This window comes from Chelatococcus sp. YT9 (assembly GCF_018398315.1).
GTDB lineage: Bacteria > Pseudomonadota > Alphaproteobacteria > Rhizobiales > Beijerinckiaceae > Chelatococcus.
The window spans coordinates 1,985,528-2,003,058 of sequence record NZ_JAHBRW010000002.1 but is presented as its reverse complement, the minus strand read 5'-3'; the positions used below and the strand labels follow the sequence as shown (position 1 = coordinate 2,003,058).

Below are 17,531 nucleotides of genomic sequence, written 5' to 3'. Positions count from 1 at the left end.
CGTACCGCGATCACCGCGCGGACTTGAAGCGCTCGAAAGCGGTGATGCGGTCAACACGCGGGTCGGCATCACGCTGGTAGATGTCGGTCCGCAGGAATTGCAACTCGGCCTGGAGAGCCTCGTCGCTGGTCTCGACCCACCAGGACTTGGGACGTCCATCTGAGCCGTCGTTCCACCGATAGCCGCGCCCCTTCAGGACATCCTTCATGTCGAAGGGGCTGTATTCGGCCCAGATGCGATAGCGAGCGCGGCGAGCACTGGCGAGAAGTCTGGAGAAGGCCGGACCCCTGCCGTCCTTGAGCGGTGCTCCAAGCACTTCGAGCAAGGCATGGCAATCGTCCACCGCGCGATGGCCATTGTGGAACCAGCCGGACTGGCCGACGAGATAGCCGAGCTTGACGCCCTCGAAGCCAAAACTCGCCCAGTCGATCTCCGAAGCTGAACAGGCCCAGGCCTTGACGTCGAAGCCTCGCGCCAATTTCTCGCAGAATGGCCGGTCGAAGCGCGCATTATGGGCGATGATGAGCGAGGCCGGCTCGATGAACTGGGTGATGGCATCAAGGTCGAGAACCTTGCCGGCAACCATTTCCGGCGTGATCCCCGTAATGCGCACGCTTTCTGCGCTGATGGGAATGCTCGGCTCGCGCAATTCGCTGAATGTTGCGATCACATCGCCGAAGCTGCCGTCGTCCCTGTAAGTGACAGCGACCATGCCGAGTTCAATTACCTCATCCTTGGTGTGGTCGAGGCCCGTGGTTTCCACATCGACGATGACGGCCACCTTCTCATCCGGCAGGGGCGCGCGAGAGACGACGGGCCTGAACCGCAACTGGCGCAGGATGCGATACCGGCCGGACTGTTCCAGTTCGCTGGCCCAGGCTTCCTGCTGCGCGTCGTAGGCGACCACCGGCAGACGGCCCGGAAGCGGCACAGGGCCACCCGCTTTTGTCCGTGCCTTGCGGCGTGGTTTTTCCCGCGCTTCCGTTCCCAGCGCGTCGATTTCCACCTCGAGCAGCGCGAAGAAATTGGGTTGGTGTGCCGATGCCATCGATCCTCCGGCTATTGCCGCGATGCTGCGCCGGAGCCGGGGCGATTCGCAACCGCGGCTCAGGGCCATATTCTGGCATCTCACAGCAAATTGGCGCGCTGATGTCCGTCTATTCCACCGACGAGAGCAGGATGCTGGTCTCGCTGTTCAAAATCCCGTTGATCGTGCGCACCTCGCGCAGCACGCGGTCAAAATCGCTCAGGCTCGATGCTCGGATCTCCGCCACCAGGTCCCAGGCGCCGTTGGTGGTATGCAGGGAATGCAGCTCCGGCAGGCCGCGCAACTGCTTGATGACCGCAGTGGTCGAGCGGCCGGTCACCTCGATGAGCATGATCGCCCGGATGGTGTTGTCATCGTAATCGTGCCTTGAGCGGATGGTGAAGCCGAGCACCGCCCCGCTTTCGAGCAGCCGGTCGAGGCGGCTTTGCACGGTGGCGCGCGAGATTCCGAGAATCGTCGCGAGCTTCGATATCGGGGCCCGCCCGTCCTCACGCAAGGCGGCGATCAACTGGCGATCAAGGTCATCGAAGATATGCATGTGTTCGATATGCGCGTTTTGGTTGAGCAATTTGCTCAAAATATTGGGGATCTTTGTACAGCTTATCAATTTTGGCTGCAATTCGCTCGGGATACAATTTCCCAGGTGATATCAGCGCGTGGAGGCGGCCATGGTCCAGTATGTCGGTGTCGATAACATGATCCGGCTGGTCGAGACGATCGGCGTCGAGCCGTTCCTGGTCGGGCTGGCCGGCTATATCGAGGAGGACTTCCGCCGCTGGGCCGCGTTCGAGAAAGCGCCGCGGGTCGCCAGCCACTCCCGGGACGGGGTCATCGAGCTCATGCCGGCGAGCGACGGCGCGCTCTACGGCTTCAAATACGTCAACGGCCATCCAAAGAACACGCGGTCCGGCCTGCAGACCGTCACCGCTTTCGGTGTCCTGTCCGACGTCGCGACCGGTTACCCCAGGCTCCTGTCGGAAATGACCATCACGACCGCCTTGCGGACCGCGGCAACGTCGGCGCTTGCGGCGCGCTATCTCGCCCGCCCGGATGCATCCAGCATGGCGATCATCGGTCTCGGCGCGCAGTCCGAGTTCCAGGCGCTCGCCTTCAAGGCCCTCTTGGGCATACGCAAGCTGCGGGTCTTCGACATCGATCCGGCCGCCGCCGCCAAGTTCCGCAGCAACCTCGCAGGCTATGGCTTCGCGATCACCAGCGCGGCGAGCGCCGAAGAAGCGGTGCTGGGTGCCGACATCATCACGACCGTCACCGCCGACAAGTCGAACGCGACCATCCTGAGCGACAACATGGTCGGGGCCGGCGTGCATATCAACGCGGTTGGCGGGGACTGCCCGGGGAAGACGGAGCTGCACCGCGACATCCTGCTGCGCGCGGATGTCTTCGTCGAATTTCCCGAACAGACGCGCATCGAGGGCGAGATCCAGCAGATGGATCCCGACTTCCCGGTGACCGAGCTCTGGCGCGTCATTGCCGGCGAAGTGCCCGGCCGACGCGCGCCGGAGCAGATCACGCTGTTCGATTCCGTCGGTTTCGCGACCGAGGACTTTTCCGCGTTGCGTTATCTGCGAGATCGGGTGGCCGGCACGGATTTCTTCGATGAGATCGATCTGGTGACAGAACCCGAAGATCCACGCGATCTCTTCGGGCTAATTGCAAGGCACCATGGCGCGACGGCCGTGAGTTCGGCTGGAGGGGCGCGATAATGGCCCATAAACTGTCCGTCCAAGCGCCGCGTAGCGTCGTCATGATCCGCCCGCACCACTTCTCGCCGAACCCCGCGACCGCCCATGACAATGCCTTCCAGGCGCAGGACAGCGCGCGCACGGCCGAGGCGATCGCGAAGGCGGCCTATGACGAGGTGAGTTGCGCCGTGGATCAGCTTGCCGCGGCGGGGATCACGGTTCATCTCTTCGAGGACGAGACGCGCGACACTCCGGATTCGGTCTTCCCCAACAACTGGTTCTCGACCCATGCCGGCGGCCACGTCGCTCTCTATCCCATGTTCTCGCCCAGCCGCAGGCGGGAGCGGCGCGGCGATGTCATCGAGATGCTGAAGCATCGCTACCGCGTGCAGGATGTCATCGACTATTCCGGCCTGGAGCAGGATTCGGTCTATCTTGAGGGGACCGGCGCGATGGTGCTCGACCATATCGAGCGCGTTGCCTATGCCGCACGGTCCAACCGCACCAACGAAGTCGCGCTTGAACGCTTTTGCACGCATTTCAACTTCGAGCCGGTGGTGTTCGATGCGGCGGATCGCGACGGCCGGCCGATCTACCACACCAATGTCCTGATGTGCATCGGCACGGATTTCTGCATGGTCGGCCTCTCCGCGATCTCGAGGCTGGAGCGGCGGGCCGAGATTGCCGAGCGCTTCAAGACGACGGGGCGCGATGTGATCGATCTCACCCCTGATCAGATCACCGAGTTCGCTGGCAATGCCATCGAGCTCGACGGGCGAGACGGCCGGGTCCTCGCTTTGTCGTCCCGGGCGCTCGCCGCGCTCGACGACGGACAGCGCGCCCGGTTGCAACGCCACGTCGCTCTGCTGCCCCTCGATGTGCCGACCATCGAGCTCGCGGGCGGTTCCGTGCGTTGCATGTTGGCGGGGATCCATCTGGCGCCGCGCGGCGCCATCCACGCCACTTCGGCTGCCGCCGCGACGCCTGCACCAACGGTCGCTCTAGCGCCGGCTTGATGCGGCCGGCCGTTGTTGAGGCTGAAATTGCAAGCATGTCAGTGCGGGATCACTTATGTCTGATCGCGACTGACACGATAGGGGGCGATCATGCGTGCCGTAATACTCTCCGAAACCGGCGGTCCGGATGTCCTGCGTCTCGCGGAGATAGACGATCCCACGCCTGGCCCCGGCGAGGTCGTCATCGCGGTGGAGGCCGCGGCGCTGAACTATGCCGACCTCATGCAGCGCAACGGCACCTATACCAAGGGCGTTGCCTTGCCGACCGTCCTCGGCATCGAATGCTCCGGCGTGATCATCGAGATCGGCACGGATGTCACGGGCTGGATGATCGGCGACCGGGTCTGCACGCTGGTCCCCGGCGGAGGCTATGCTGAACGGGCGGCGGTCTCAGCCAGCCAGCTCCTGCCCCTGCCGCGCGGGGTCGATCTCGTGACGGCGGCAGCACTTCCCGAGGCGTCCGCGACGGTCTGGTCCAACATCATCGACACCTGCGCGCTGGCCCCGGGGGAAGTCCTCCTGGTCCATGGGGGCACGGGCGGCATCGGCTCGTTTGCGGTGCAGGCCGGCAAGGCCTTGGGGGCGGAGGTTCTGGCGACCGCGGGGAGCGAGGACAAGCTGCGGCGGTGCCAAGAGCTCGGCGCGAGCCGCGCGATCTCCTATCGGACCGAGGATTTCGCGCGCGAGGTTCTCGCCCACACGGCCGGGCACGGCGCCGATGTCATTCTCGACAACATGGGCGCTTCCTATCTCCCGAAGAATATCGAGGCGCTTGCCAAGGACGGGCGCATCGCCATCATCGGCCTGCAGGGCGGCCGCGAGGTGTCGCTCTCGCTCGCTGCACTCTTCGCGAAACGTGCGTCGCTGTTCACCACGTCATTGCGGGACCGGCCCGCCGCCGCCAAGGATCGTATCGTCACCGGCGTACGGCGCGATCTCTGGCCCCATCTCGAAAGCGGGCGCATCAAACCGGTGGTTGACCGGGTCTTCCCGCTGGCCGAGGCCGCCGCCGCCCATCGCTACATGGAGACGGGGCGGCATGTGGGTAAGATCATTCTGAGAGCGGGCGGCTGACGCGGGCCGTATCGCCGGCGCCCGCCTCGCAGGCTTCATAGTGCTCCATGATCTCGCGGCCCGTTGCGATCCAGACATCGTCATAGGTGCGGATATGAGTCAGGAAATCGTCGAGGATGCGGATGCGCATCGGCCGCCCGGTCACCTGCGGATGCATGACCATGGTGGTGACGCCGCCCCATTCCCGCGTCTGGTCGAATTCGTCGCGCCAGATAGCGAGCACCGCTTCGCGGCCGAAGAGCGCCCGGGGGCTGGAGCGATGGGTCAGGCCGTAGCTCCAGTCGTCGAAGCTGTAATTCACGGGGATCTCGACGGGCCCCGGACCGCCGGGCAGTACATGGCGATAGGGCCGGATGTCGTCCCGCCAGGAGCTGGAATAGCGGATGCCGCGGTCCACGAGCAGTTGCAGAAGGGCGGGGAAGCTCTCGCCCCATGGCGCCCTGTAGCCGACCGGCGTGATGCCCAGCACGCGGCGCATGGCGTCGAGGCCCCGGTCGATTTCCTCGATCATGACATCGAAGCGCTCTGCGTCCGGCTTCAGATGCAGATAGCCGTGGTGGGCGATTTCGTGGCCGGCGGCGAGGATGGCCTCGCAGCTCCTGATATGGGCCTCGACCGCCCAGCCGGTCACGAAGAACGTCGCGCGCACCTCGTGGCGCGCCAGCAGTTCGAGGATCTTCGGGATGCCGACGCGGGCCTCATATCCGCCGTAGGAGAGGGTGACGTGGCGATCGGCATTGGCGGGGTCGCCGCCGAGCCAGACCGACTCCGCATCCACATCGAAGGCTGGAAACAGGGCGCAACGCTTGCCCTGCGGCCAGGGAAACTCCGGGGCGGGTGGCGCGGGATTGGCGGGGGCGGGATGTTTCATCATCGGGAGGCCTCGAGGGTGGAAGGGATGCGGAGACCAGCAGGGCGATTACCTGTCGTGGTTATGCTAGAGACGACCAGGAAGAGGCAGATGGTGGGACCCATGGCAGACGACCGGCAGCGGCATTCGGGCAAGGACGGGCTGCATGGTCGCGCGTAACCTGCCGCTCGCCACGCTGCGCACATTCGATGTGGCGGCGCGTCACGGCAGCCTGACGAAGGCAGCCACCGAGCTGAACCTGACGGATAGTGCGGTCAGCCACCAGTTGCGTAAGCTGGAGGAAGCTCTCGGTTTCGACCTCTTTGAGAAATCCGGCCGCGGCGTGGCCCTCACCGATGCCGGCCGCATCTTCGCGCGCTCCGTGGGAACGGCTTTGCAGGACATCGCCCGCACCGCGCACAGCCTTGTTGACGCGGACGCCGAGGGCGGACGTCTGATGATCGCTTGCTCGCCGATGTTCGCCAGCAAATGGCTCGCCCGGAATCTGCCCGCCTTCTGCGAGGACCATCCGGCGATCGAATGCCATATCCACCTTTCGGAGAATGACCGCGTGGCGGAGGTGGCGGACGCGGACATCGGCATCCAGTTCGGGACCGGGGACTGGCCGGGCAAGCGCTCCTTCCTCTTGGAGAATGTCTCCATCGCGCCCGCCTGCAGCCCGCTCCTGTTCCAGCGAGCCGGGCGTACGTTGACGCGTGCGGCGGATCTGCGCGATGTGGTGCTTCTCCACCGCGATGACGGCTCCGAATGGCGCCGCTGGCTGGCGGACGAGGGCGAGCATGATTTCAGCCTCTACCGCCGGCATCTCTATTGCAACGACCTCAGCGTTGCCATGGACATGGCAGTCGAGGGCGCCGGCGTCGTCCTCGTCAGCGATACCCTGTCGATGGCCCATGTTCGGGAAGGAAGCCTCATGCGACCCTTTGCGGCCATGATCCAGGCGACCGGCGGCTGGTATGTCGTCTGCGACGGCTACCGGCTGGAGCGTTCGAGCAATCGTCTCTTCCTGCATTGGCTGATGAGCCGCTTCGGGAAGCTGCTGACGCTCAACGGCGAGAGTGATCAAGCCGCCGGGGTGCGTGACGACAACCCATAGAGCAGGCTGAGGATCAGTGATGCACCGCTGGCGCCCGTGATATTGCGCGGGTCGAAGGGCGGCGAGATTTCCACGAGATCGGCGCCGATCAGCTTGTTGCTCGCCGCGATTTTGCGCATGGCGAACTGCACGTCGTGGAGATCGAGCCCGAAGGGGTTGGGTGCGGCGGTTCCCGGCGCCTGCGCATGGGACAGACAGTCGATGTCGACCGAGAGATAGATCGCGTCCGTCCCCTCACCGGCGATCGCCAGGGCCTGCTCGACGACGGCGGCGATGCCGCGCTCGCGTACCTCCAGGCCCGAGATGACCGTGACGCCCATGTCCTTCGCGTAGTCGTCGAGCTGCGGCGAATTGGTGAATTCCGCCATGCCAACCTGCACGAGGTTGCGGCCGTTGAGGAGGGTGCCGGGAAGCTCGAGGGTCTTGCGGAACGGCACGCCGCTCGACTCGGCCCCGAGGTGGGCCTTGCGCAGGTCGTGATGGGCGTCGAAATGGATGACGCCGAGCTTCTTGCTCGGTCCCATGGCCTCGATGACGCCACGCAGGTTGGGGAAGGCGATGGAGTGATCACCGCCGATCATCACCGGCACGATCCCGCGCGTAACGAGCTGACGCACCGTCTCGGTGATGCGCGCGAAGGTGCCTTCCATATCTGTGAGAACGACCTCGATATCGCCGATGTCCGCGGCGCGGAAATCGGTCATGGCGCGGCGATCTCGGCTCGAATAGGTGGTGAAATACATCATCGCCTGGCGCACCGCGTCAGGCCCATGACGGGAGCCCGTGCGGACGACCGAGGCTCCATCATAGGGCACGCCGACGATCGCGCAGTCGAGGTCAAGCGTCCCGTCCCAGGTGAGCCACGCGCCAGCGCGATGCTCGGCGACATCGCCTTTCATGGTATTGACGACAAGGCCCGGGGGTAGAAGATCGAGAGATGTCACGGAACGCTCCTAGCCAATTCATGCGGCTAGTTAGGCATCGAAGAAGAGCCGGGTGAAGTGATCGATTGTCAGCGATCGCCTGAAGAATTTTCATCGATTGGCGATTTGATGCGCGTTTATGCAGCGCGCCCTATTTTTAAACATGATGTTACGTCATGTCTTTGCTGACGAATAATCAGTTGTGCCCCTGTCGCCGCTCTTGCTTCATAGCTGCAATGACAGCCGTGTCTGATCATCGGTGGGCGTCCTCATCGGCGTTCACTCGAAAAGGCCGGCCATGTGAGGCCGCGTTCCGATAAAGCGATCGCCAGAGGGGTAATCCATGAAGTTCCCGCGTTTCCTGTCCCTGTGTCTTGCGCTTGGCCTGTCCGTGTCGGCCGCGTCAGTCGCTCTGGCGCAGACCAAGACCCCGACGCCCGTCAAGATCTCGATGCATTTCAACGTGCCGCAGCTGTCCTGGTACGGCTTGTACTGGGCGGACGAGAAGGGCTACTACAAGGATGCGGGGCTCGACGTGAGTTTCCAGTATCTGCGCGGGTCGCCGCTTGCCGTGCAGGCGACCGGCGCGGCGCAGTCCGAACTCGGGATCGCGGCGGCCGACTCGGCCCTGGCCGGCGGCATTCAGGGCTTGCCCATCAAGGTCATCGCCAATCATCTCCAGAAGGACGCGACCGGCGTCATCGTCGACAAGGCCAAGGGACCGGTCACGAGCTTCAAGGATCTCGGCGGCAAGACAATCGTGACGTCGGATTCGACGACGCTCGCCACCTTGCTTCGCGCTGCCTTGAAGCGCAGCGACATGACCGACAAGGTCAAGGTGCTCTCGGTCGATCCCCAGACGGTCTGCACCCTGATGCTCGCCGAACGGGCCGACGGCTGCACGGGCTTCGAGTTCGCCCATGCGCTGCAGGTCAAGGCGAAAGGCGTCGAGCCGCTGTTCCTACCGTTCAACACGGATGAATATCCGATCCTTGGTCATGTCATCATGGCCAACAGCGACTTCCTCGCCAAGAACCCCGACGCCGTGAAGGCCTTCCTGGCGGCAACCGCCCGGGGCTACGCCGAGGCATCCGCCGACATCCCGGCCACCGTGGCGATGATGGGCCGTATCGATCCGACGCAGCCCAAGGAAACGCTGCCGCAGGCTATCAAGATCATCGCCGATCTGACGGAGAGCCCGCGTTCGAAAGAACACGGCTGGGGCTGGATGGACGATACGTCCTGGAACAATCTCTACAGCGGCCTTGCGGACGGCGGCGTCTTGAAGCCTGGCTATAAGGTGTCGGATCTCTATACGAACGACTATCTGCCGGCCAAGAAATAGGCGGGTCGTTTCCAAGGGGCGCCCGCGTCGATGACACGTGGGTGCCTTTTGCGTGTCTAGGGCCGTTCCGCTATGCCCCGGTGCCACGCCGTTCGACGGCAGCGGCTCAGGGCGATTGCGCCGAGCGTTTAGGAGAAGGTTGCAAGCTCGTGTCAAAACCGTCGAAGGCGACTGACTGCCTGGTGATCGAAGGCGCGGAGGTCTATGCGCCGGCCGCGCTGGGTACGACGTCCGTCGTTGCTGCTGCCGGCCGGACTCTCTGGCTCGGCGAGGACGCAGCGCGGCAGGTTGCAAGCCTTGACGGCGTTACGCACATGGATGCGCGCGGGCTCCGGCTCATTCCGGGGCTCATCGACCAGCACATACACTTCGTCGGCGGCGGCGATGCCAACGGGCCTCTCGGGCGCGTCGAGGAACTGACGGCGCGACAGCTACTCTCCGCTGGCACCACGACGGCGGTCGGCCTGCTCGGCGTTGACAATGAAACCCGCGATTTACGGTTTTTGCTTCGCAAAGCGCATGAACTGCGCGCCGAGAGCGTGACGGCCTTTATCTATACCGGGGGCATGCCGCTGCCCGCCCAGCATCTTCTCGACAGCATCTGCGCCGATGTGTCCTTCATCGATCAGGTGATCGGCGCCAAAAGCGCGGTCGCGGAGCGCCTGCATCCCAACCGCGACTGGAATGCGCTGGCCGACCTCGCGGGCCAGGTGATGCGGGCGCGGGCCATGTCCGGCAAGCGGGCGGTGCTCCACTGCCATGTCGGCTCGCTCGATGAGGCGCTGGCACCTCTCGTCCGGCTCGTGGACGAGCTGCAGATGCCGATCGACCAGATCATCCCGACGCATGTCAACCGCACGCGGGATTTCTCTCCGGTCTTCGAGGAAGCGATCGCCTTCGCCTTGCGCGGCGGCACCATCGACATGACCTGCTGCGTCTCCAGGCTGGATGGAAACCCGACGGGCGTCGATGTTCCCGACGCCATCCGCATCTGTCTGGAGCGAGGCGTTGCGCTGGCGCAAATCACGGTCTCCACCGACGGAAACATCCCGGCCGCGGTGCGGGATGCCGATGGCAGGCTCACCGGCTACCGCACGGTGCCGCCGAGCGTGCTCTTCCGGGATCTGATGCGGCTGGTGCATGAACTCGGCCTGCCCCTCGATCAGGCTCTGCAGCCCATGACGACCAATGTTGCGCGCGTGCTCGGGCTCGATGCGCGCAAGGGCCAGGTGGCCCCCGGGTTCGACGCGGACTACGTGCTCATCGACCAGAACGATGCGGTCCATACGGTGATCGCCGGCGGCGCCGTGGTCTTCCAGAAGTAAAGGCACTTTTCTGATGGTGATGTTCAGCAATCTCGGCGCGGCCCTGTCGACCCATGTTCCGGCCGAGCAGGCCGCGATCATCGATCTCGGGTCCGCCGAGCCGCGCAGCTACAGCTATGCGGAGCTCGACGCGCTGATATCAGCTTATGCGCGCGGTTTTGTGCGGCGTGGCATCGGGCCCGGCGAGCGCATCGCCATCGTCGCCGCCAACAGTGTGCATTTCATCGCCATCGCTTTCGGAGCGCTCCGGGCCGGCATCACGGTCGTGCCGGTGAACTACAAGCTGCCGCCGTCTCTGGTGGCTTTCATTCTGGAGGACAGCGACGCCCGGTTGGTGTTCTGTGATGGGCCGCGCGAGCCGCTCGTCCCGGCGCAGTACGAATGCATTCGCATGGGTGATGAAAGCGAGAGCGCAGTCCTGACAGAATTCCGCGATCCCGGTCCCTTCACGGCTGTGGAACCGGGGCCGCAGGACATCGCCATGATCATCTACACGTCCGGTTCCTCCGGTGTGCCGAAGGGGGTGATCTTCTCCCACCAGGGGCATCTGTGGGCGCTCGATCACCGCACCAGCGCCAACAGCCCGGCCGGCCAGCGCACCATCGTCGCGGCGCCGCTCTATCACCAGAACGGTCTTGCCTCGTCGCAGGCGACGCTCGGCAGCGGTGGCACGGTGATCCTGCTGCCGAGCTTCGAGGTGGAATCCTTCGTGCGGGCAATCGCCGCCTATGGCGTCGAGATGATCACGGCCGTGCCGACCATGATCGCGATGCTCGCCCGCCGCACCGATCTCATCGCGGAGCTCGATTTTTCCAAGGTCAAGCTGGTGCGCGTCTCGTCCGCGCCGGCGACGCCGGAGCTGATGGCCGACATCAGGCGGATTTTCACCAGTGCCAAGGTGGTCAATGGCTTCGGCACGACCGAGGCGGGGCCGATCTTCTTCGGCCCGCACCCGGACGGCCTCCCTCAGCCCGACATGTCGGTCGGTTATGCGCATCCGGCGGTGGAACTGCGGCTCGTCGACGACGGCAAGGTGCGGCCGGACAAGGGTGTCCTGCAGATCCGCAGCCGTGCCGTCATGATGGGCTATCTGAACAAGCCCGAACTCTCCGCGCAGTCGATGACCGATGATGGCTTCTACATCACCGGCGATATCTTCGAGCGGGACGCCGACGGCTTCTATTTCTTCGTGAGCCGCGCCGATGACATGTTCGTCTGCGGTGGCGAGAATGTCTTTCCCGGTGATGTCGAGGCCATGCTGATGCAACTGCCCGCTGTTGCCGAGGTCTGCGTCGTGCCGGTGCCTGACGCGATCAAGGGACAGAAGCCGGTCGCCTTCGTCGTGCCGAAGCTCGGCGAAAGCGTGACCGAGGAAGAGGTGAAGGCTTTCGCGCTCGCCAACGGCCCAGCCTATCAGCATCCGCGGCGCGTCTTCATCGTGCCGGAACTCCCGCTCGCCTCGACCAACAAGGTCGACAGGCGAGCCCTGACGGAACGCGCGCTGGCGCTGACGTCATAAAACCAACAAGCGAGGAAGCTTGCCATGAAGGCATTCTACATCAAGGAACACGGTGGCCCGGAGGCATGCGTGTATGACGCGCATTACCCGGATCCCGTCGTCCAGCCTGGCGGCGTCGTGCTGCGCGTGCGCGCTTCGACGCTGAACTACCACGACATCTTCACCCGCCGTGGCATGCCGGGCATCACGCTCCGCCTGCCGGTCGTGCCGGGTCTCGATGTGGCTGGCGAGATCGTCGAGGTGGGCACTGGCGTCGACGGCTGGAAGGTAGGGGATCGCGTGGTGATCGATCCCATCAACCGCCTGAGCCGGGGCGTTGTAGGCGAGACAATGGATGGTGGCCTCGCAGAATACTGCGCAGTGCCCGCGCATCAGCTCATCCGTATTCCCGACAATGTGGATTTCGACACCGCCGCCGTGATGCCGACCGCCTATGCGACGGCGCTGCGCATGATGTACACCAACGGTGACGTGAAGTCCGGCGAGAAGGTCGGCATTCTCGGCGCCAGCGGCGGTGTCGGCGTATGCTGCGTGCAACTCGCCAAGCTCGCCGGCTGCGAGGTGGTGGCATTCGCCTCGTCCGCCGACAAGCTGATGCGCCTCAAGGATCTCGGCGCCGACCACGTCATCAACTATCACGAGACGGATTTTCTGGAAGAAGTCCACAAGCTTTACGGGAAGCCGAGCCGGCGCGGGCCGCGCGCCACCAATGGCCTTGATGTCATCGTGAACTATACCGGTGGCGATACCTGGGTGAAATCCCTGCAGACCTTGCGGGTCGGCGGGCGTTTGCTCACCTGCGGCGCCACCGCGGGCTTCGATCCCAAGGAGGACATCCGCTATATCTGGGTTTTCGAGCTCAAGGTGCTCGGCTCGAATGCCTATATGAAGGAGGATATCGAGGGCTGTCTCAAGCTCGCCAGCGACGGCAAGCTGAAGGCTTTGATTGATGAGATCTTCACGCTCGAAAACGCGGCGGAAGCCTTCGAGCGCGTCGAGAACCGGCGCGTGCTCGGCAAAGTGTTGATCCGCCCATGACAGATGATGCGCCAATGACCGCCGGAGCAAGCAAGGGGGCGGCGGAAGCGGTCAAGCCGCTCTCGCCCGCCGAGGTGTCGGGCTGGCTCGCCCGTTCGCCCTTCATCGCCTTTCTCGGCCTTGAACTGCATGAGATGGACGTGGCTGCCGGCACCTTGACGCTCAGGATGGCGCTGAAGCCGGAATTCGAGCGCTCGGCTGGAAGCACAGGGCGCTGGCATGGCGGTGTCGTCTCGGCGATGATCGACACGGCGGGGGACGTTGCGCTCATCATGCTGCACGGGGCCGCGCCCCCGACCATCAATTTCCGCGTCGATTATCTCCGCCCCATCGTCGGCGAGGCGTTGACAGCGCGGGCGACGATCCGCAAGAGCGGGCGGAGCATAGCCTTCGTCGATATCGACGTGTTCGGCCCCGATGGCGCCCTCGTCGCCATCGGACGCGCCAACTATGCCATGAGCGGCTTGCCCCGCCCCGCCACGGAGATGGCTTCATGACTGCTGGACAGCAATCCATCGTCGGCAAGAACCTGAACCTGACCTACAAGGGCCACGGCAGCGGGCCAGTCACGGCGCTGGAGGATGTTTCCTTCACCATCGAGAACGGCCAGTTTATCTCGCTGATCGGCCCCTCGGGCTGCGGAAAGACTACGCTTCTGAAGATCTTCGGGGATCTGCTGGCCCCAACCTCTGGCACGCTCACCATCGACGGCGAGCCGCCGGCCAAGCTCCGGCGCGGCCGCCTCGTCGGGCAGATGTTCCAGGACGCGACGCTCCTGCCCTGGAAGACCATTGGCGAGAACATCGCATTGCTCGGGGATATCGCCGCAAGGCCGGTCTCGCGCCAGGAGGTCAAGGACCTCGCCGAGATGGTGGGCATCGGCGGCTTTATCGACAACTATCCGCATGAACTCTCCGGTGGCATGCGCCAGCGCGCGGCGCTCGCCCGTGCCTACGCGCTGAAGCCGAAGATCCTGCTGATGGACGAGCCGTTCGGCGCTTTGGACGAACTCACCCGCGAGCGCATGAATGACGAGCTCGTGCGCATCTGGTCGAAGAACCGCCTCACGGTGATCTTCGTGACGCATTCCATTGCCGAGGCCGTCTATCTCTCCGACCGGGTGTTCGTGATGGCGCCCCGGCCGGGACGTGTCGTCGCCGACATCGCCATCGACATGCCGCGCGACAGGCGGGCGGCGGAACGTTTCGGGCCGGAGCTCACCCGCGCGACCGAGACGATCCATCACCACCTCGTCAGCAACATGCGCTAGGTTGGGAGCAAGCACATGGACCGGTTCAACCGCTTCCTACCCGGAATAACGATCATTGCGATCCTCGCCTTCTGGGAATGGGCGAGCATCGCCTGGGGCATCAAGGAGTTCATCCTGCCTGCTCCTTCGGTGATCGTGCGCGCTGCCATCGAAAACTGGCGTGAGCTGATCGACAATATGTGGACTACGCTCGGCGTGCTGGCGGCCGGCTATGCCGTGGGCGTAATCTTCGGCGTCGGGCTCGCGATTATCATGATGCTCCTGCCGCCGGTTCGCAGCGCGCTCTATCCGCTGATCGTCGCCTCGCAGACGATCCCGAAGATCGCCATCGCGCCCTTGCTGATCCTGTGGTTCGGCGTCGGCGTCGAGCCGAAGATCTTCATCATCGCGCTGCTCGCCTTCTTTCCCGTTCTCATCAATACCGTGACGGGGCTCGAGGGCACGGACAAGGGTCATCTCGAACTGATGCATTCGGTCGATGCGCGCTTCTGGCAGGTCTACCGGCATGTGCGCCTGCCCTCGGCGGTGCCGCATATCTTCGCCGGGCTGAAGCTTGCCTTGACCGTCAGCGTGATCGGCGCCGTGGTCGGCGAATGGGTCGTGGGCAATCGCGGGCTCGGCTATTTGCTACTCGCCTACAACGCCTCGCTTTCGACCGCCAAGCTCTTCGCGGCGCTCGCCCTGATCGTCGCGATCAGCGCCATCCTGTTCTACCTCATCACGCGGCTGGAGAAGGCATTGTCCTGGCGCGCGCGCCTGATGAAGTGAGCGCGGCCCTTGCCAGCGCCTGACATCTTAATTGTTGCGACCGTTTCTGCGGAGAGTTCATCATGAGCAAGACGACGGACTATCGCGGTTTCCGTACCGCAGGAGCCCGGTTGACCGAGGAGCCGCTCGCTCATCTCGATTTCCACCGTTCGAGCCTTCTGGGTGAATCCGTCCACGCCATCCATGCCTTCGACAAGGCCCACGCCCTGATGTTGAGCGAGGAAGGCATCGTGCCGCGCGCAACCGGCGTCGCGATGCTGAAGGCCTTTCGCCAGATGGAAGGGGAGGGCGTGGAGAAGGCCCGTGCCGAGGCCGATGGCGGCATGCATTCCGGCGAACACTATCTCACCAAGACGCTCGGCGAGGACATCGGCGGCCGGCTGCATCTCGGCCGCAGCTCCGGCGATCTCGTCGAAGTGGCGCGCCGCATCACCTTCCGCGGCCACGTCCAGCGCATGCTTGCTGCACTCTCCGAGCTGCGCGGCACGTTGCTGGCGCTGGCCCGCCAGCACCGCGAGACCGTGATGCCGGGCTACACGCACGGCCAGCACGCCCAGCCGACGACCTTCGCGCATTGGCTGACGATGTTCGAGGAGGTCTTCGCCCGTGACACCCAGCGGCTCCTGTCCTTCTACGGCAGGGTGAACCGCTCTCCGGCGGGCGCTGCGATCATGACCGGCAGCGATTTTCCGCTCAATCGCCATCGCATCTCGGATCTCCTCGGCTTCGACGCACCGCTGTCGCACACGATGGACGCCATCCTCAGCCACGACCTTGAGATGGATTATGCCGGCGTGCTCGCCGTGCTCGCGCAGAACATCGGGCGGCTGGCGGACGACCTCTTCCTCTGGTCGACCGTGGAATTCGCCATGGTGGAACTGCCGGACCGCTATTGCGGCACGAGCAGCATCATGCCGCAGAAGAAGAACCCCGACGGGCTCGAGGACATCAAGGGCGTCGCCGCCCAGTCTCTGGGCATTGTCGCGACCGTGATGATGGCAGAGAAGGGGCCGACGGGTTTCCCCATCATGGAGCGGCGCAACAGCCAGGCCATTCTCTGGGACCTCGGCCGCGGCCTCGGCGTGCGGCTGGAGACCTTGGGGCCGCTGATGCGCGACCTCAAGGTGCGCGTGGAGCGCATGCGGACGCTCGCAGGCGCCAATTGGGCGCAGGTCACGGATCTCGCCTCGGCGCTGGTGCGCGAGCGGGCGATCGACTGGCGGACCTCGCACCAGATCGTCAGCGTCTTCGTGCGCCAGAACATCGAGGCAGGCGTGACGCCGGACAAGGCAACGTCGGCCTCCCTCGACAGGGCCGCCGAGACGCTGGGGATCGCCGCGCCAAAACTGCCGGAAGCGGTCTTCGCCGACGCCATGGACCCGGCCGCCTTCGTGCGCCGCCGCGGCATCTACGGCGGGCCGGCGCCCGAGGCCATCCTGCGCGAAATCGGCGCGGCCGAGGCGCGGCTTGATGCTGACGCGCAGGCCGTGTCTGCGCTCGCAGCGCAGTCGGACAAGGCCCATGCGGCCCTGGAAGAGGCGATCTCGGCTCACCTTGCGGACTGGTCGGTTGAAGCGTCGTCAAGTGCCGGATGAGGCGGCGGCAGCAAGTCCGCTGCGGCGCGGAAGCGACGTTGTTGTCATCCGCGCCGCTGATCCCTCCCCCCTGGGGAGGGTGGCGGCGCAGGCGCTGGGTGGGGAGCGACTGGCTCGGACCCGGAGGAAAGCGGCAACAGCTGTATCGCGGGTGGAGGATCGTTCCCGGCCCGTACCCCCCCGACCTCGCTGACGCGAGGCCACCCTCCCCAAAGGGGGAGGGATCAGGGCCGGCGGTTCCTATCGACGCGCTGTCATCGCCGCCACAAGCTCATCGGTCGACATGACGTCGCCGAAATTGAGGTAGAAGCCGGTGAGGGAGGCGTTGTGTTCCTCATCGGTGTGGGCTGCATTGCCATCGGTCACCATGATGGTCTTGAAATTAAGCATCATGGCATCCCGCGCGGAACTCTCGCAGCAGGTGTTGGTGACGGTGCCGGTGATGAGCACGGTATCGAGCCCTTGCGCCCGCAGCCGTTCCGCCAGATCGGACGAGCCCTGGATGAAGGCGGAATAGCGCGATTTGCGGACGATTGCGTCCTCCGGCCGCACATCGAGCCCGGCCCACAGCTCATGCCCCACCGAGCCCTCCGTCATCGCCGCGACCCGCCTGGCGCGCATGGCGGGCAGGAGAAGGTCGTACATCACGGACCATTCGGTGAAGCAGGCCTCGTCGTGGGTGTTCTTGATCCAGAACACCTTGCCGCCGGCCTCGCGCAGGGCCGCTGCCAGCCGGTTGATGTTCGGCACGATGGCGGACGCATTGGCGCAGAGCGCATGCGCGACCTCCGGCATCATGAAGGCGTTCTGCATGTCAATGACGACAAGGGCCGTGCGGTTGGGATCGAAGTTCGCATAGGGATGCGCCGTGCCGCGGCGGGCCACCACGCGTGCAACGACCGACTGCGGAATGCTGACGTTATGCATCGCTCCCCCGAAT

Annotated in this window: 17 protein-coding genes; 12 read left to right on the top strand and 5 right to left on the bottom strand. The window is 64.7% G+C overall.

Annotated features, from left to right (window positions below):
• Positions 1 to 10 precede the first annotated feature (10 nt).
• Complete coding sequence (locus KIO76_RS29035; protein ID WP_213327027.1) at positions 11 to 1,048, bottom strand: 3'-5' exonuclease; 1,038 nt, start codon at positions 1,046 to 1,048, stop codon at positions 11 to 13.
• A 109-nt stretch (positions 1,049 to 1,157) separates the two neighbouring features.
• Positions 1,158 to 1,586 (bottom strand): Lrp/AsnC family transcriptional regulator, encoded by a 429-nt coding sequence (locus KIO76_RS29030; RefSeq protein WP_213327169.1) that lies wholly within the window; start codon positions 1,584 to 1,586, stop codon positions 1,158 to 1,160.
• 130 nt (positions 1,587 to 1,716) lie between these two features.
• Here KIO76_RS29030 and ocd point away from each other — a divergent pair, with 130 nt between their 5' ends.
• The 3 genes from ocd (at position 1,717) to KIO76_RS29015 (ending at position 4,841) form a co-directional block, all read left to right on the top strand.
• Positions 1,717 to 2,772 (top strand): ornithine cyclodeaminase, encoded by a 1,056-nt coding sequence (gene ocd, locus KIO76_RS29025; RefSeq protein ID WP_213327026.1) that lies wholly within the window; start codon positions 1,717 to 1,719, stop codon positions 2,770 to 2,772.
• Entirely contained in the window at positions 2,772 to 3,767 is a 996-nt protein-coding gene (gene ctlX, locus KIO76_RS29020) for a citrulline utilization hydrolase CtlX (RefSeq protein WP_249730077.1), read from the top strand. Before ocd ends, ctlX begins: the two co-directional genes overlap by 1 nt.
• Positions 3,768 to 3,857: 90 nt before the next feature.
• Positions 3,858 to 4,841 (top strand): NAD(P)H-quinone oxidoreductase, encoded by a 984-nt coding sequence (locus KIO76_RS29015; RefSeq protein ID WP_213327025.1) that lies wholly within the window; start codon positions 3,858 to 3,860, stop codon positions 4,839 to 4,841.
• Here KIO76_RS29015 and KIO76_RS29010 read toward each other — a convergent pair.
• A complete protein-coding gene (locus KIO76_RS29010; protein WP_502761909.1) occupies positions 4,819 to 5,715 on the bottom strand; it encodes a polysaccharide deacetylase family protein in 897 nt (298 codons plus the stop codon). The two genes, KIO76_RS29015 and KIO76_RS29010, sit on opposite strands and share 23 nt — an antisense overlap.
• 142 nt (positions 5,716 to 5,857) lie before the next feature.
• Between KIO76_RS29010 and KIO76_RS29005 the strand changes: the two genes are divergently transcribed.
• Positions 5,858 to 6,808, top strand: a complete 951-nt coding sequence (locus tag KIO76_RS29005; protein ID WP_213327024.1) for a LysR substrate-binding domain-containing protein — start codon at positions 5,858 to 5,860, stop codon at positions 6,806 to 6,808.
• Here KIO76_RS29005 and KIO76_RS29000 read toward each other — a convergent pair.
• Complete coding sequence (locus KIO76_RS29000) at positions 6,775 to 7,752, bottom strand: agmatinase family protein (RefSeq protein ID WP_213327023.1); 978 nt, start codon at positions 7,750 to 7,752, stop codon at positions 6,775 to 6,777. The two genes, KIO76_RS29005 and KIO76_RS29000, sit on opposite strands and share 34 nt — an antisense overlap.
• Positions 7,753 to 8,074: 322 nt before the next feature.
• On the opposite strand from KIO76_RS29000, the gene KIO76_RS28995 reads away from it, so the two are divergent.
• The 8 genes from KIO76_RS28995 (at position 8,075) to argH (ending at position 16,591) form a co-directional block, all read left to right on the top strand.
• A complete protein-coding gene (locus tag KIO76_RS28995) occupies positions 8,075 to 9,076 on the top strand; it encodes an ABC transporter substrate-binding protein (RefSeq protein ID WP_213327022.1) in 1,002 nt (333 codons plus the stop codon).
• Between the two features lie 149 nt (positions 9,077 to 9,225).
• Positions 9,226 to 10,401, top strand: coding sequence for an amidohydrolase family protein (locus KIO76_RS28990; RefSeq protein ID WP_213327021.1), 1,176 nt, complete (start codon positions 9,226 to 9,228; stop codon positions 10,399 to 10,401).
• 13 nt (positions 10,402 to 10,414) lie between these two features.
• On the top strand, positions 10,415 to 11,920 hold the full coding sequence (locus KIO76_RS28985; RefSeq protein ID WP_213327020.1) for a class I adenylate-forming enzyme family protein: 1,506 nt from the start codon (positions 10,415 to 10,417) through the stop codon (positions 11,918 to 11,920).
• A gap of 24 nt (positions 11,921 to 11,944) precedes the next feature.
• Positions 11,945 to 12,958 (top strand): zinc-binding dehydrogenase, encoded by a 1,014-nt coding sequence (locus tag KIO76_RS28980; RefSeq protein ID WP_213327019.1) that lies wholly within the window; start codon positions 11,945 to 11,947, stop codon positions 12,956 to 12,958.
• A gap of 14 nt (positions 12,959 to 12,972) precedes the next feature.
• Positions 12,973 to 13,455: a PaaI family thioesterase gene (locus KIO76_RS28975; protein ID WP_213327018.1), complete on the top strand. Its 483-nt coding sequence runs from the start codon at positions 12,973 to 12,975 to the stop codon at positions 13,453 to 13,455.
• Positions 13,452 to 14,228 carry an ABC transporter ATP-binding protein gene (locus tag KIO76_RS28970; protein ID WP_213327017.1) on the top strand — a complete coding sequence of 259 codons (777 nt, stop codon included), beginning with the start codon at positions 13,452 to 13,454 and terminating at the stop codon, positions 14,226 to 14,228. Before KIO76_RS28975 ends, KIO76_RS28970 begins: the two co-directional genes overlap by 4 nt.
• Positions 14,229 to 14,243: 15 nt before the next feature.
• Positions 14,244 to 14,996, top strand: coding sequence for an ABC transporter permease (locus tag KIO76_RS28965; protein ID WP_213327016.1), 753 nt, complete (start codon positions 14,244 to 14,246; stop codon positions 14,994 to 14,996).
• A 62-nt stretch (positions 14,997 to 15,058) separates the two neighbouring features.
• Complete coding sequence (gene argH / locus KIO76_RS28960; RefSeq protein ID WP_213327015.1) at positions 15,059 to 16,591, top strand: argininosuccinate lyase; 1,533 nt, start codon at positions 15,059 to 15,061, stop codon at positions 16,589 to 16,591.
• A 240-nt stretch (positions 16,592 to 16,831) separates the two neighbouring features.
• Here argH and KIO76_RS28955 read toward each other — a convergent pair whose 3' ends face one another.
• Positions 16,832 to 17,518 (bottom strand): isochorismatase family protein, encoded by a 687-nt coding sequence (locus KIO76_RS28955; RefSeq protein ID WP_213327014.1) that lies wholly within the window; start codon positions 17,516 to 17,518, stop codon positions 16,832 to 16,834.
• Between the last annotated feature and the right edge of the window lie 13 nt (positions 17,519 to 17,531).

Coding starts and splice junctions, on each gene's coding strand:
- KIO76_RS28985 (WP_213327020.1), top strand. CDS start 10,415: ATGGTGATGTTCAGCAATCTCGGCGCGGCCCTGTCGACCCATGTTCCG.
- argH (WP_213327015.1), top strand. CDS start 15,059: ATGAGCAAGACGACGGACTATCGCGGTTTCCGTACCGCAGGAGCCCGG.
- KIO76_RS29010 (WP_502761909.1), bottom strand. CDS start 5,715: ATGATGAAACATCCCGCCCCCGCCAATCCCGCGCCACCCGCCCCGGAG.
- KIO76_RS29030 (WP_213327169.1), bottom strand. CDS start 1,586: ATGCATATCTTCGATGACCTTGATCGCCAGTTGATCGCCGCCTTGCGT.
- KIO76_RS28995 (WP_213327022.1), top strand. CDS start 8,075: ATGAAGTTCCCGCGTTTCCTGTCCCTGTGTCTTGCGCTTGGCCTGTCC.
- KIO76_RS29015 (WP_213327025.1), top strand. CDS start 3,858: ATGCGTGCCGTAATACTCTCCGAAACCGGCGGTCCGGATGTCCTGCGT.
- KIO76_RS28975 (WP_213327018.1), top strand. CDS start 12,973: ATGACCGCCGGAGCAAGCAAGGGGGCGGCGGAAGCGGTCAAGCCGCTC.
- KIO76_RS29035 (WP_213327027.1), bottom strand. CDS start 1,048: ATGGCATCGGCACACCAACCCAATTTCTTCGCGCTGCTCGAGGTGGAA.
- KIO76_RS29005 (WP_213327024.1), top strand. CDS start 5,858: ATGGTCGCGCGTAACCTGCCGCTCGCCACGCTGCGCACATTCGATGTG.
- ocd (WP_213327026.1), top strand. CDS start 1,717: ATGGTCCAGTATGTCGGTGTCGATAACATGATCCGGCTGGTCGAGACG.
- KIO76_RS28980 (WP_213327019.1), top strand. CDS start 11,945: ATGAAGGCATTCTACATCAAGGAACACGGTGGCCCGGAGGCATGCGTG.
- KIO76_RS28955 (WP_213327014.1), bottom strand. CDS start 17,518: ATGCATAACGTCAGCATTCCGCAGTCGGTCGTTGCACGCGTGGTGGCC.
- KIO76_RS28970 (WP_213327017.1), top strand. CDS start 13,452: ATGACTGCTGGACAGCAATCCATCGTCGGCAAGAACCTGAACCTGACC.
- ctlX (WP_249730077.1), top strand. CDS start 2,772: ATGGCCCATAAACTGTCCGTCCAAGCGCCGCGTAGCGTCGTCATGATC.
- KIO76_RS28965 (WP_213327016.1), top strand. CDS start 14,244: ATGGACCGGTTCAACCGCTTCCTACCCGGAATAACGATCATTGCGATC.